The sequence below is a fragment of the Mycoplasmopsis opalescens ATCC 27921 genome (genome assembly GCF_000712185.1).
GTDB classification, from domain to species: Bacteria; Bacillota_I; Bacilli_A; order Mycoplasmatales; family Metamycoplasmataceae; genus Mycoplasmopsis; species Mycoplasmopsis opalescens.
The window spans coordinates 30,423-45,240 of the sequence record NZ_KL544020.1; the positions used below are offsets into that span (position 1 = coordinate 30,423).

Consider the following 14,818-nt stretch of genomic DNA (forward strand, 5'->3'; position numbering starts at 1 on the left):
TTTTGTTGCATAAGGGGGTTTAGTATAATGGCAGTACGGCAGTCTCCAAAACTGCTTGTAAGGGTTCGAATCCTTTAACCCCCGCCATAACAAAAAACAGATGTTATGCATCTGTTTTTTGCTTATTGTTTTTCATATTTTTAGCATATTCAACCACTTTATCATAAAGTGATTCCTTATTATTTTTTTGACTATTCGCATTGTCTAAAATAGCTTTTCATGTGTGTCTATTGGTGATATTTTCATCTGGCTTTTCATCAAAAATCTTTGCTGATTCATCTATATTTTTATTATTTAATTCTGCATCAATTCATTGTTCAAAAGTTTTGTTTAATGCTTTAAAAAATTCTCCGGCAATTTTAAAAACTGCATCATTTTCATGAACGGCTGGAGCATGATTCTTGTTATAAAAGATATATTTTTCATAAAAAGCTAATGAAGCATGCAAATCATGTGAAAGCTTGTTATTTTTTTTGTATTCATCAACAATTTGGCTTGCTTTTTTAATCTCTTCTATGTAGATTTTGAAACCTTTATTATTCGCACAGCTTAGTGTATAAGTCGGAACCAAAATAATTGATGAAGTTGATAAAAATAAAGTTATATTAGACTTAGTAAAAAATTTCATAATACTATTGTATAAGATTAATAGTATTTATGAATAATTATTAATATATTATAATATACACACTGAATAATAGATAAATATTAGTCAGTGTGATCTTATCGATCAGGCTTACGGATATATTTAAACATAATCAATTTATGGATACTTATAAATTTAAAATTTATAAATAGATAAAGGAAATAAAGTGAAAAATAATAAATTATTAATTAGCCTAGCGGGTAGCTCGGCACTTTTACCTGCTTTTGCAGTTGCATGTAATAAAAATGAAGGTGATAATGCAAAAACAGATAAATGAGAATTTGCTAATAATTCAAAAGAAAGTATTAGACAACGTTTTGATCAAACAAAACCAAGAGAAAAAAATGACATATTCGTGGCTGTTACTTTCTCTAGAGGTAAACCACAGTATAATGCTTTAGAAGCAATTATCAAAAAATTTAATGAAGTGCATAAAGACACTCCTGGATTTAAAACAGTTTCTCTTGACAACGTTGGTTCAGGTTACCCAGCCGGTCATAAATACATTGAACGTAATTTAAATAGTAAATCACGTGAATTGCCTAATGTTATTTTTGCGTACAATAGTACAGCATCATTATTAGCAAAACACAACATGCTACTTAACTTAGAAGACCCAACCGAAGGTGGAATAAAAGTAAGTAATAATGAAATTTTCAGTGATTTATTTACCAAAAACACTAAAATTTCATACAAAAGTAACCCAGGTACATGAGTTTTACCAGCTTTAAAATCAACTGTTTCAATGGGTATTAATGCCCCAGTTTTAAGTTATATTCTTGAAACTATGGAACAAAATGGCGTTAAAATTGAGTGAGATAAATATGAAACCATTAAAAAAGAAGGTAAAAACGATAGAGAAGAAATTAAAAAAATTTGAGGAAATGAAGTAGGCAATGCTAAAGATATCCTTAAAGACTATAAAGTAACTAATGATACTTTTGAATCATTTAAAGAATTATTAAAATTCTCAACTAAAGCTCGTCAATTATTTGAAAATTCATCAAAAGAAGAATCAGATTTAACTATTATTGGTATTGACGATATTGTTGGCTCAATTAGCCCAATGGTTATTTCACAACTAGACAATGATTTAGAAAAATACTTTGTAAGTGAAAAAACAACAAAAGGTACAACCGTAGCTGACTATTCAGGAGCAATAAATGATAAAAATGAAGGCGCTAAGAAATTAAGAACCTTCTATGACGCATATTTAGAAGCTCTTAGAGCTAAAGGATTAAAACTTTATGGTGATGGTGCTTATTCATCAAATGACGGGAAATACCATAAATTAGCCTTTATGATTGGTTCATCAGCAGGATATACATATAGCTATTTTGGTAATAAAACAACTTCAGCTGACAAGTATGATTATACAAATAATAAAGGTGTAACTAGATCAATTGTTGCTGGCATTGTTAATAAAGCACTTGTTGTTGAAAAAGAACTTAAAATTAAAGATGGTAAACATGAAAATACCTTACACAAACACGGTTTTACAGGCGAATTAGGATATGATTTTGTAGCGGTAGATGCTGCCGCAAATGAAAAAATAGACAAAGCTATTGAAAAATTTACTAATAATGGCGCAGATAAATTCTACTTATTAAAAATTAATGTTAATGAAATTACCAAAAAAAGATTAATCAATGAATTAAAAGAAAAAGAAGCAGATAAAGTATTAGAAATTGGAGAATTTAAAGATGGAAAAGGCGGACAATTCGCTATGGTTTTAGTAGACGCTTCATTAATTACTAAAACAACTTTAAATAAAGCTCAATTCCTTGAAAAGAACGAATTAATTGGGGTACATACACCTTTAAAATTCGCTTCAAATAATAAAAAAGTTGTTTACTCACTAGGACCATCATTCGTTGGTATTCACGCTAACAAAGAAGAAGATACAGCAACAAGATTATTCGCTAAATTCTTAACAGACAACACTAAAAAATATGATTTCACAATCAAAGATAATAAAAAAGATAAAGAAGTTAAATCTAAAACAGTTGCCGAATTATTAGCTCTTGAAGCTGGATATGTTTTCCCTGTTAAAGGTTTCGAAAATATTGACACATCACAAGAAAAAAATGCTTATATCAAAGTAGCATTCGAAGTATTCAAAGATGCTGTTAAAGTTAACGACGAAAATGAATACTTAATTTTTGAAGAATATGGCGATGTTAACGCTGAAGCATTCCGTAACCAATTAAAAGAAGGTTTCAAAAGAGTAAATAACGACGTTTGAAACAACGCAGAAGTAAAATCATATGAAGATTATGTGAAAGATCCACTTGATGGAACAATTAAAAGCTTCAAATAATACGCATATGTAGCTAAAAAAGAATATTCAGTATTGTTAAGGAGAGTTAATGAGTAAAAAAACATTTAGAAATTGATTTATTAGTACTTCCTTATTAATAGCAATACCATCGTCATTGGCAGCAGTTAGCTGCAATGATAAAACAAATTATGAAGATGAATCAACTCATGCAAAAGCTGTAGAGAAAAGCATTAACAGTTATTTAGGAAGCATAATTTTCAAAGAATACAAACTAGCCAAATTAAATAATCTTGTTGGTAGCTACGTTAATAAATGAATTTTAAAAAATGAAAATCTTAATACTGCTATCAATGTTGATGCTAATAAATTTGGTTTAACTAAGTTAGATTTCTCAGCAGATTTAACAGATGATGAAACAAGAAAAGAATATAAAATTTTTAAAATTGGTGATTCTGGTTATGGTTTAAAAATTGATTCTGTAGTTGATGTTCAACATCCAGAAGAAAAAACTTTAATTGTTAAAGAAGGCAAAATTGCTGATTCTTTTACCCAAAATAATGATATTGATTTTAAGGGCAGACAAGAATTTAAATGAATTTTAACTAAATTTAATGAAACTGAAAAAACATGAGAAGAAGTTGACAAAGACTCTTCTGGCCTTCGTTCAGTTATACTTTCGCACACTAGAGATTATGAAGGCCAATTAACTAATCCTTCATCATTCGAAACCAAAATCGATTTTACAAATGCTAAAAAATTAGGCATTGAATGAAATACTATTCGTCCTGACATTTTTTATGATGCTGAAGTTTTAAACATTTCTGATGGCGATACTACTACAGTTAAGATTAATGATGCTAGACTAGCTAATGATAATAAAAAGCTTACAGGTTCTGATGGCAAAACTTATGAATCACAATACGAAAATGGCGCCACGGTTAAGGTACGTCTAGCTGGTATAGATACGCCTGAAAAGGCTGTAGATAGCGAACAAGCATCAGTTTTTGAAAAACAATATGCTCAAATGTCATCAAGCTTTAATGAGTCTAATTTTAAAAAAGGTGATAAAGTGAGAATCTTTATGACTAGTAAAGGTTCTGGAAAGGACTCTTTTGGCAGAGTAACTGCTGATGTGTTTTTTGGCGAAGAATACCAATATTCTTACAATGTGGAAATTGTTCGTAAAGGTTTAACCCTACCTTATGTTAAAAAAACTGATGTTGGAGCTAACATAAATAAAAATAGCCCATATCATTACATTCTTTTACCAATGAGAGATGCATTTATGGAAGCGATGACTTCAAGAGAAGGATTTTATAAAAACTTTTCATCAGCTCATGCAGTAAGTAATAATGTTTATCGTATTAAACCAAATACAGATTATCAATACATTGGAGCTAAAAATAGTTTTGCTCCAAGTGAATTAAATACAGTTGATTCAATTATTAAAGATCTACATAAACCAAAAAATAATTAATAACATACAGAAATACAGATATATTCATAGACTAAGAAAGGATTCGTATGGAAACTAAAATGAACGAGACTAGTAAACCATCTAAAGATACTTTTGTCTATGACATTGAAGCAGAAAAAGACCGTTTAACCAAGTTAATCGATGAATATGATCGCGAATTAGATAACGTTCCAGCTATCGAATTACGCAATGTATTTATTGATTTTGGTGAAACCTTGGCCGTTGAAGATGCTTCATTTAAGATTACAGAAGGAAAATTAGTAACATTACTTGGACCTAGTGGAAGTGGTAAAACCACCGCTTTAAATGCGATTTCGGGTCTTTTAACAATAACTAGCGGTAAGGTGTTCTTCAGAGGTAAAGATGTAACGAAATTATCTCCACAGCACCGTAAATTAGGCTTTGTTTTCCAAAACTATGCGCTTTATCCGCACATGAGTGTTTATGATAATATAGCCTTCCCGCTTAAAAATGATGCTAACTGAAAACAAAAAGCAGTTTTAAAACGTGAAAGCGCCATTCGAGCTATTGATAAAATTTATTTATCAGCTTTAGGCGCAAGCGAAAGTGAATTACTTCAATTAGATAATTTATGAAAATATTACTGCCATGTTAAGAAAATTACATCATCAGAATTGTCAAATTACCGTGTGTCTCTTAAAGAAGATCTTGAAAAAGCAACCACTGCTTACCGTATGGCTAAAGTACACCACCAAGCTGAATTAAGAAGCACATCTAAACAAATTTTAGAAGCTTTAGCAGACATTAAAACTAAAATTAAAAGCCAAATTAAAGAAGCTAAAGAAGAATTAAGAATTTTAAAAGCTAATAACCAACACTTAGATGATTCTTTATACAAAATCAATGATGTTCATGAAATAATTGCTTCTTCAATGGTAAAACTTATTAAAGTTAAAGATGAATCTAAAGCTAAAGAAGAATTAGATGATGCACAAGAAAAAATTAATCAATTAATTATTCTTGATTTAAAACAAATTCACCCAGAAGCTCGGATCGAATTACTTAAAGCTACTAAACAAATTTACAAAAATCATCTTTACTACAAATATCAACACAAACAATTTAGAATTACTAATAACTATGTTCCAAGAATCAATGAAACCAAATTAGCCTACAAAAAAGCTAAACTTGATTACAAAAACAAAGTTAAAAATGATGAAGAATTAATGCGTTTAACTAAAAATGATAATTTAATGGTTAAACATTTTCTTCATGCTTATAAGGAATTTGAAAAAGCAATCTTTGACAAATACAACCTAGTAGCTCTAAAAGCAGAAGATAAAAAATCTAAATCAGCTCCACTAACTGAAGCACAACGTGAATTGATAGCTCAACATACTAAAGAAATTATTTCTTTACGTCAAGCTATCCACAATGAAGTACTTGAAGTGGCTGAAAAAGTTGAAATTTTAGGTATTTTACAAAAAAAACCAACACGTTTAAGTGGTGGACAACAACAACGTGTCGCAATTGCACGGGCAATTGTTAAAAAACCTAACATCTTATTAATGGATGAACCATTATCAAACCTAGATGCTAAATTGCGGATTTCAACTCGTCAATGAATTAGAGAAATTCAACAAAAATTAGGTATTACTACCGTTTTCGTTACTCACGACCAAGAAGAAGCTATGTCAATTAGCGATATCGTTATTTGCATGTCTACTGCTCGTGTACAACAAGTTGGCTCACCATTAGAGTTATACAACAAGCCAGTTAATAAATTTGTTGCTCGCTTCTTAGGTATGCCTGAAATGGCCTTATTACCGGGTGAATACAACAATAACAAACTTACAATTTTTGATAAAGAAATCAAAAATATTAGAATTAAAGGTGCTGACCAAGGTCATTACCTTGTTGGAGTTCGTGCCGAAGACTTCATTATTAGTGATAAAGCTAATGCCCAATTTGCTGGCAAAGTTATTATTATTGAAAATTTCGGTAAAGAAAGTAAACTAGTTGTCGAATTAGAAGATAAAAGCCGTGCTAACTTCTTAATTGACAACCGTCTAAATTATTCAGTGGGTGACGATATTTACTTCAATATCCCTCTAGATCGTCTTCACATTTTCGAAACCCTTTCTGAAAAGAGAGTCGAATATGAAATTATCTAGTTCAAGTTGAGCAAAAATATCGCAAAAATTCCCACATTTATTCCAATATACTGCTAAAAGACAGTCAGAAACTAATAGTGGAACATTAGCGGGCTCAGTCGTAGAAAAAGAAACACCAGCTTATAAGCCGTTAGGTTTATTAACTCCAGCTTTAATTATTCTTTTAATCTTCACTGTTTTCCCATTCTTATTCAACTTTGGTAGTGCATTCTTAGAAGTTGATAATGTCACTGATAAAATAGTTTTTACAACCAAACAAGTTTCGAAATTACTTTCTAGTGCAGATTATGCTGTCGGATTTAGAAACTCAATTATTTATGGATTAATATTGCTCCCATTCAATATGACGATTGCCTTATTAATTAGCTCATTAATAGCCACACTAATTAAAAAATGAGCTAAAGGATTGTGACAAACAGTCTTTTTCCTTCCATATATGACTAATGCGGTTGCTGTCTCGCTAGCATTTATTCAATTTTTTGCCCCAAGTGGGCTCTTCAACACAGCATTTAACTTAGGAGCATATACCTGATTAGAATCAGGGGATAAATATACTTATCGTGCTTTATTTCCTATGTTTGTGCAAGGTGTTTGATCTTCAATGGCATTTAACATTTTGATTTTTACAACCGCTATGCTCTCGGTTGATAAAAATCAATACCGTTCAGCCTCAATCGATGGTGTTGGAGGCATTAAACAATTTTTTACAATCACCTTACCATCGATTAAATCAACCACTACTTTTTTAATCACTATCGGTATTATTAATGGAACTAAGCTTTTCCCACTTGCTTTATTCAATAATAGACCGGAAGGAGCAATTAGTAATGGTGGTTCATCATTAATGCTTTTCATTTATAGTCAAACTGAAGGCGGAAACTATCCACTAGCTTCAGCTAGTGCTATCTCGCTTTTAGTTATTGGTCTATTCTATTCATTTATTATTCGTGGCGGCTTTAACTCAGTGACAAAAATGGCGTTCAATTTAGGAGAATACAATGTTTGAAATCGGATTAAAAGCTCGAAAGAAATGATTGAGTTTCAAGCTAAGAAAAATAAAAGATAAAACTGGCAATCAAGTTCGTGAAGTATCTTTTACTTCAATTTTGCTTAGTGTTTTATTAAAAATTCTTATCTTAAGCTTTTTTGCTCTAGTAATTTTGTTCCCATTTTTCTATATGCTCACTATTTCTTTAATGTCTAATGACCAAGCAGAGTTGTTAGCTGGTAAAAAACCGGTTTTCTTACCAGATGGAGCTCACTGAGAAAACTTTTCAAAAGTTGCCTTTACTGAGACCTCTTCAGGGACTAACTATTGAGGTTCATTTGCTTTAACATTTTTCAATGTTTTAGTCTCAATCGTCGCTAAAATCTTCGTTACTTTATTAGCGGGATATGCCTTTTCACTTAAAAATTGAAAAGGTAAAAGTGTTCTTTGAACAATTTTAATTTCACTTTTAGTGCTTCCAGAAGTTGCTTTATTAGCTGGACAATACTATGTTGTAACTAAAGTTAATGACAATATTATTCCATTGCGTAGCAACTATGCAGGTGCAATTGCTATTATGGTTTTACCTTTCAGTGCAAGCATTTTTAACATTTTAATGTATCGTAATGCTTTCGACGCTATTCCTTCAAGAATTAAAGAAGTTGCCATGATTGATGGAGCTGTTGGAGCTAAATATTTATTTAAAATAGCTATCCCAATGGTTATGCCCACTACCCTAACGGTAATCATTTTAACTGCCCTAGCATCTTGAAACGCGTACTTATGACCTTCGATTAACTTCCAAAATAAATATCAAGTTATGTCAATATGACTTTTCAGTGCCGGAAGAGACCCAGAAGGAATTGATGATGCTAAATTATTCTTAAACATTAGATTAGCTGCTGCAATTTTAGTTACTCTACCAATGTTTGTTGCTTATATGTTTGCCCGTCGTAGAATTATGAATGCTATCTCACGTCAAGGAAGCGCAATTAAAGGATAATTATGAACAAAGTTAATACTAAAAAAATTACCATTACTTGAGCAATAATTCTTTTAATTTCTGTGATAGCAATTATTCTTAGCTCGATTACTATTGCGCATGCCAACCAAGTACTTTATCAAGCTACATCAAAAGTTATTTTGCCATCAGAAATTATTAACACTGCTAATGCCCAAAAAGCCTTCTGTACAGGCATTATAGCATTTAGTATTGTTACAACTTTAATTGGTTTATACATTGTTTATACCGGCATTAAAACATGAAATTATCAAGCATTAGTGTAGGAGAAAATATGAAAATTAAAAAATTATTATTTCCCTTAGCTTTAACTTCATCGGCCTTAATCCCTTTAAGTGCTGTTTCATGTTACTTAAAACTAGATGAATTATCTAGTGCTGCTGTTAAATTTTCAAAATTTGAACCAATAAGCAAAAAAGATGAATTAGCTACTCCTTCGCAAAAAGAAGCTCAAACTTACAAAACATTAAATAATGTTTTCAAAAATGAAGCCAAGTACTTAAAAATTCTTAAAGAAGGATCGCTTTTAGAATTCAACTTACAAACTTACGAAGAAAGAATTAAAAAAGCCGATCCTCAAGTTGTATTAAAATTCATAGCTCATTACACGAAAAAAACGCCTTTATTCTATGATATGGTTTACAACCGTAAAAACTGATCACAAATTAGTGATAGCTTTAGAGAAGCGGATTCTATTGCACATCACCACTTAGCTAACTTAGGAAAAATAAGAACCAATGAAGCTAACTTTAAGGATGCCTTCACTAAAGCATTATTCTACTTAGCTGAAAACGGTTTAACTATAAAAGAAAAAAGCCGTGCTGGTATGCAACATCTTGTTTCTCCAGAGTGAATTGCCTTAAGAAAAACTTATGATTATAATGATACTGATGAAAATGATCACTCTGATAAATTAGTTTTCAAAAAAGCTTTAGAAATTAATTCTGAAGACTTCAAACTTTATTCAGCATCACCAAAAGTATTTATTGAAAATCGTAAGGACGTAGTTTACACTCAAGAAGAAGCGAAAAATGCTAACTTAGATTGAAATCAAATGCAAAAGTATCTCAAAAAAGAATTACGCAAAATTGGAAGCACTATTGAAGATGCAGCTAGAATGATTTTACACAGTTTCTTTATCGCAAATTATAATGAAGCTGAATTGCATTTAGCTTTCAATAAAGTAACACAAAGAATTGAATACATTATTCGCTACAAAGATGAAGCAACTAAAAAATTTAACGAATTTAACTATACAGAAGCTGTTTTGGATGCACAAAAAATTGCAAAAGATTATATTCGATGAGCCGAATTAACTATTAAAGGTGAAAAAGAAAAAGCGAATGCTTCACTAGTTAAATATAACGAAGCTAAAGCTAAATTTACTATTAATAATTTAACAAGCGAAACAATTGCACAACAATTTTCATGAGATATCAAGGATATTACAGATAAAGATAAAATCGATCTTGTTTGAAACTATCTTAAAGGTATTAAATTAGACGATGAAGACAAAGAAAATGTTTTAAAACAATTATTAATCGATGCTAAATGAATGTATGACAATAAATAGATAAGCTTTAAAATTACAGCCTACAACGGTTGTAATTTTATTTTTTTAGCTTGTGCCACAGTCATTTTGGGAACAAAAAAATAATTAGAACTAAATAATTTTTTATAGCTATAATATGATTATGGAAAATATAAATTACAATAAAAAACGCAATAGAATTATTCTTTTGACTTTGGGAGTGATTGTTGCAATATCAACATTAGTATTTTTAGTTATTAATATTGCAACATTTGATCCTGAAAAAGCAAACTTTTATAAACAACATGTGCCTACATTTCATTTAGTGTTTGGTAGATTTACATCATTATTTTATTTTACCTATTTAACTACATTTTTTTAGCCATTATGTTGCTTTTAGCCGCATTAAAATATCAAAATAAAAGAATTAATGAAGCATTATTTATTTCAATAGCTTTAATCACTGTAACTTTTATAATTTATTGAACCTTAATTTCATATAAAAAAGAAACATGATCAGTCCCTTTATCGGCTACAACTTCTTTAACTACACATGCAATTAATCCAGTTTTAGGCTTTATAGCTTTATGATTCATACGAAAAGAAGTTAAAATTAACTCATATACATTTTTATATGCTATGTTAGCTGTATTTATCTACTTCTTATTTGCATTAATTTTATATTTTGCAACATATGATAAATTTAATACAGGTGAAAAGGTTATGGTTAAAGATAAAGAATACATTAAAGGTGAAGGTGGCGTGATTATTTATGCTTTTCTAGACTTTGTTAAACCGTTCTTTTATAAAGGTGGAAATAAGGCTCTCATAATCCTTTTAGACATTCTAATGTTTGTACTAGCTCCCGCTATTCCTTTAGGTTTATGTGGCTTTTGAAAAGCAATCTACAAAATTCAATTCACTTGCATTCTTAAGCAATGTAAAAACAAAAGCAAAAAAAACCAACAATGTAATGTTAATTAAAAAATAAAACTTTGCGCTGCAAGGTTTTATTTTTTTTCTAAAAATACTGTGTATAGCCATTTCTGGTAAAAAATAATTTGCTTACAATTATTACTATAATATAATGATAATTCTATTTTTTGCTTTTTTCAAGCTTATTATGAAAATATAAACTTAATAGCTTAAAAGACACTAAATAATTTAAATAAAAACAATATGCATATTTATTGCTTTTTATTTTTACAATTAAAAATTTAAAAAACATTTTTATCTAAATTATCTGTATATGTGATGTTTCTGATAATCTTATATATTTTATTTTTAATTGATGAATTTTCTAATCTATATATTATTTAAAAAATAAGTCGCTAATTGCTTATAAATAAATAATGGGTAAATACACAACAAATATAATAAAATAAATAAAAAAGTTCACCAACTTGGTAAACTTTTTTAAGCTTTTTACTATTGTTTTGGTTATTTTTATTGTTCTAATTCAAAGTATTCTTCAACATTAAAATAGAATGACTCATCACCTCTAAGCTTAAAGATTAGATTAGGGTTAACAATTCCTTTATTTGCTTCGACTTCTTGGATAGAATAATTTAATGTTTGTCGTTCGCCATTTTCTATTTTAATTTTTTTCTTGCCCTCATTTTTAGTTAACACTTCAGCTGTAAGTGGGTCAACCTTATATTTTTTGGCTTCATTTTTTAAAACGACACCATCGACACGTGCATCAGCATAAGATGATGCTTTTTTATCTGTCTCTGGCTCATATTTTACAACTCTTTCCCCGTAAGGAGTTCTAACTTTATGATTAAAACCTGTAGCTGAAATTATTTCATTTGCTGGGTTGTAAACAGTTACATGGGCATGAGACATTCAACCACCATTATTACTTTGGTTTCCTATAAAACCAATTTTTTGTCCTTTTTTGATTTTAAGAGGATTTTTTGGTGAAATACCTTGTGCGATATCAATTATTTTACCAGCACTGACTACAATTTCCTTACTACTAATGCCTAATTCGCTGTTGTTTAAGGTTAAAGTAGGATCTAAATGAATATAGCCGATATAAAAATGATCAGTGTTTGAAAAATATTTTTCAATTAATCTTGGAGCTATTTTTAAATCACTAACATTATATTTGGCTAAGATTACACCACCAATTCCGGTATGAGATTTTTCGGTTCTTACATAGTAGCCTGCAACTAATTCACCATCAAAAGGAGAAATTAATGCTGTAGCTTCAGGAGCTAAATAGTCTTCTCCAACGTGTAAGTATTTAGGGGCTTCGTTACTTTTTAGGTAAAAGCCACGTAATTCATCATATCCGCCTGTAAGTAAGTTATTTCCGTAGCGTGAATAAATATTTGCATTAACTTTTGGTAAGTTAGCTTCTGTTAATTTGTTAACTGAAAATTGAACTAAATTTTGGTTTGCTAACATAAATGATGTTTCATATAAATCAGCAAATTCACCAACACCAAAGTTTTTGCTTAGCTCGTATTTTTTGTCTTTATATGTTACTTTTCAAGTTGCTAAGGCATTACGACGCGAGGTGTTTTTTTGTTCTAATTTGAAGCTTTCAAATTTAAGGTTAGATTTACTATAAGCATAAATTTGGTAGTCTTTTAATTGTTCTCAAATAATTGTGTAAATTGAATTATTTATTGGTTGAATTATGAAATCATCTTTTAATGCTGCCTTAATTAAAATGTCTTTGTTTTGAGCATCTTCTACTTTTTCGATTTCAAAACTTTGAGTTAAATCAAAACTAATATCGTAAAAATCTGAACCAATTTTCACATTTTTATTATTAATTTTCTCAACTTCTTGAGCAATTCCAACACGGATATTTAGCTCATATTTTAATTCAGCACCAGGAATGAATTTAATATTTTCAACAAAAATCTTATATTTAGCTTTGTCAGCGACTAATAAATTATTAATTTCGGTTTTTTTAGCTTCATTAAGATTAATATTAAAAATTTCATTTAACATTTTAATTGATAATTCATTAGCTTCAAAGTTTTCTAATTGGGCTAATTTTGCTTTGTCAATTGTTATATTAAGATCTTTTTCACTGATAAGTGATTGTATTTTTTCCTTTAGCTCAATTACTTTATTATATTTTTGTTCACTAGCATTCAGCTTAATTCCATCAATAACAAACTCGACTAATCTTGATTCTTTAAGTTTTTTATCCTTATTAACGATTCTAGTAAACTTAATAGGTAAGATAACTTTGGTTATATCTTTATCACTTCTTCTTATTGAATGGAATTGGTATTCAAAACTTATATTTTCGTTTTTGATCTTTTCTTTAAAATATTCATCATCCATACTTGCTAATAAATCCTTTTTAAAGCTATTAAAATCAAAATCTATATATTCATAAACATAATCATTAGTTGTAAAACTTCTAAAATCTTTAATTTTAGTAAAATCAACTGATTTTCCGCTAATTTGATTTGTTCCCGATTCGCCAGTAGCTAAGCTTTTTTCAGCTTTTTCATTATATTTAAAATAGTTTTTATTAACTAGTTTTTCAGCCTCTAAGGCAAATCTAGAAAGTATGTTATTATCTTTAGCTAAATTTATATTATTTTCAATAGCTTTATCAGGATTTTTTGTTTCCGATTCATCTGTATTATGCTTGTTTTGGCATGAAACCATAGCAAAAGCACTAAGTGAAAATACTGATGAAGCTAAGGAAAGTTTTAATAATTTTCTTTTCATTATAAATTATGTGAAACGTTGTTTTTGTGACCAATTAAAATCATAATTATTGGCACAACTAGACTGAAAATTACAGTAATTGCGCTTGTATAACCTAAGTTTGTACATGCATAAAGTATCTTATATTTATGTTGCTTTTTAGCTTCAAAATCAACTGTTTTATCGATGCTTTTTATATCTTTGATTTTATTCTTAATCAAATTAATAATTTCATCAATCACAGATAAAAGAGGAAAAGCTAGGTGAAAGGCAAAACCATTGAATGGACTAGACATAAATATAAGAGCAAATACTATAATTGTTGAGACTAATATTACTCAAAAATGATTAGATCCAAATTGTGCTGGATTAATAAATGGCAACCATGACAATGTAGTGGCGAATAAGCCAATAAAGAATATCTCTTTAATAATATTTTTACGAATTGTCATTGCATCAGTGAATTTTAATAAATCCATAACTGAATTAACTTCGTTTAATGTTTCGTGGTTTTTAGTACTTTTAATAAAGTAGAAAATGCCTGTAAATAAGACATATCCGGCAATTGCGCCTAATAGTTGTGCTCCAATAATATAAAATATTCCTTGATAAGCAATACCTAATCCAAATTTAGGCACATGTTTTGATGCTCTTAAAATTGATTGTGTAAGCACGCTAATTGGGTTAATAAAAGTTGTTAAACCCTCTGGGTAAATGATCCGAGACGTTCCTCACGGTATGACTGCGGCGATTAAAAAACTAAGTGCAAAACCAAAAGAATTAACTAATGCAACGCGCTTATATTTAAATATTTTTACAGCTAAAGCTCATAAAAAAACGAATAATACCATGCCAAGCACTATTGAAAATTCTGTTGCAAAGACATTTGCATTAAATCATTTACTAAGTATAATTTGTTCCCTCATGTTTCCTTTCTTTGTTTGATTATCTATAGATAATCACTAAAAATTATAAAGGATATTTTTGTTTTTATTTGTATTTAGTTATTGTGGCGAATTTATCTGTATTGCAGCCAAATAAGTAAAAAAATA

12 protein-coding genes and 1 tRNA gene are annotated in these 14,818 nt (G+C 29.4%); 10 read left to right on the top strand and 3 right to left on the bottom strand.

All coding sequences use genetic code 4. The features are described 5' to 3' along the window. Positions 1–13 precede the first annotated feature (13 nt). Positions 14–87 (top strand) — tRNA-Trp (locus T385_RS0103210). A gap of 16 nt (positions 88–103) precedes the next feature. On the opposite strand, the gene T385_RS0103215 is transcribed toward T385_RS0103210, so the two are convergent. Further along, positions 104–628, bottom strand: a complete 525-nt coding sequence (locus tag T385_RS0103215; RefSeq protein WP_029906507.1) for a hypothetical protein — start codon at positions 626–628, stop codon at positions 104–106. A gap of 184 nt (positions 629–812) precedes the next feature. Here T385_RS0103215 and T385_RS0103220 point away from each other — a divergent pair, with 184 nt between their 5' ends. From T385_RS0103220 to T385_RS03525, 9 genes are all read left to right on the top strand, one after another. Beyond that, entirely contained in the window at positions 813–2,966 is a 2,154-nt protein-coding gene (locus T385_RS0103220) for a P68 family surface lipoprotein (RefSeq protein WP_029906510.1), read from the top strand. 49 nt (positions 2,967–3,015) lie between these two features. Next, positions 3,016–4,404: a thermonuclease family protein gene (locus T385_RS0103225; protein ID WP_029906512.1), complete on the top strand. Its 1,389-nt coding sequence runs from the start codon at positions 3,016–3,018 to the stop codon at positions 4,402–4,404. 59 nt (positions 4,405–4,463) lie between these two features. Next, positions 4,464–6,539, top strand: a complete 2,076-nt coding sequence (locus T385_RS0103230) for an ATP-binding cassette domain-containing protein (RefSeq protein WP_408633464.1) — start codon at positions 4,464–4,466, stop codon at positions 6,537–6,539. Further along, positions 6,526–7,605 carry a carbohydrate ABC transporter permease gene (locus tag T385_RS0103235; RefSeq protein WP_029906516.1) on the top strand — a complete coding sequence of 360 codons (1,080 nt, stop codon included), beginning with the start codon at positions 6,526–6,528 and terminating at the stop codon, positions 7,603–7,605. Before T385_RS0103230 ends, T385_RS0103235 begins: the two co-directional genes overlap by 14 nt. Next, a complete protein-coding gene (locus T385_RS0103240; RefSeq protein WP_029906518.1) occupies positions 7,538–8,530 on the top strand; it encodes a carbohydrate ABC transporter permease in 993 nt (330 codons plus the stop codon). Before T385_RS0103235 ends, T385_RS0103240 begins: the two co-directional genes overlap by 68 nt. Positions 8,531–8,532: 2 nt before the next feature. Then, on the top strand, positions 8,533–8,814 hold the full coding sequence (locus T385_RS0103245; protein ID WP_029906519.1) for a hypothetical protein: 282 nt from the start codon (positions 8,533–8,535) through the stop codon (positions 8,812–8,814). Between the two features lie 8 nt (positions 8,815–8,822). Then, positions 8,823–10,121: a hypothetical protein gene (locus tag T385_RS0103250; RefSeq protein ID WP_029906520.1), complete on the top strand. Its 1,299-nt coding sequence runs from the start codon at positions 8,823–8,825 to the stop codon at positions 10,119–10,121. Between the two features lie 121 nt (positions 10,122–10,242). Further along, complete coding sequence (locus T385_RS03600; protein WP_051677981.1) at positions 10,243–10,461, top strand: hypothetical protein; 219 nt, start codon at positions 10,243–10,245, stop codon at positions 10,459–10,461. Between the two features lie 5 nt (positions 10,462–10,466). Then, positions 10,467–11,063 carry an MAGa3780 family membrane protein gene (locus tag T385_RS03525; protein ID WP_051677982.1) on the top strand — a complete coding sequence of 199 codons (597 nt, stop codon included), beginning with the start codon at positions 10,467–10,469 and terminating at the stop codon, positions 11,061–11,063. Positions 11,064–11,525: 462 nt separating this feature from the next. Here T385_RS03525 and T385_RS0103260 read toward each other — a convergent pair whose 3' ends face one another. Together T385_RS0103260 and T385_RS0103265 are read right to left on the bottom strand one after the other, a co-directional pair. Then, entirely contained in the window at positions 11,526–13,787 is a 2,262-nt protein-coding gene (locus T385_RS0103260; protein ID WP_029906521.1) for an MSC_0775 family lipoprotein, read from the bottom strand. After that, positions 13,787–14,692 carry an MAG4940 family membrane protein gene (locus T385_RS0103265; protein WP_029906522.1) on the bottom strand — a complete coding sequence of 302 codons (906 nt, stop codon included), beginning with the start codon at positions 14,690–14,692 and terminating at the stop codon, positions 13,787–13,789. The genes T385_RS0103260 and T385_RS0103265 overlap by 1 nt, the downstream gene beginning before the upstream one ends. Positions 14,693–14,818: the final 126 nt, after the last annotated feature.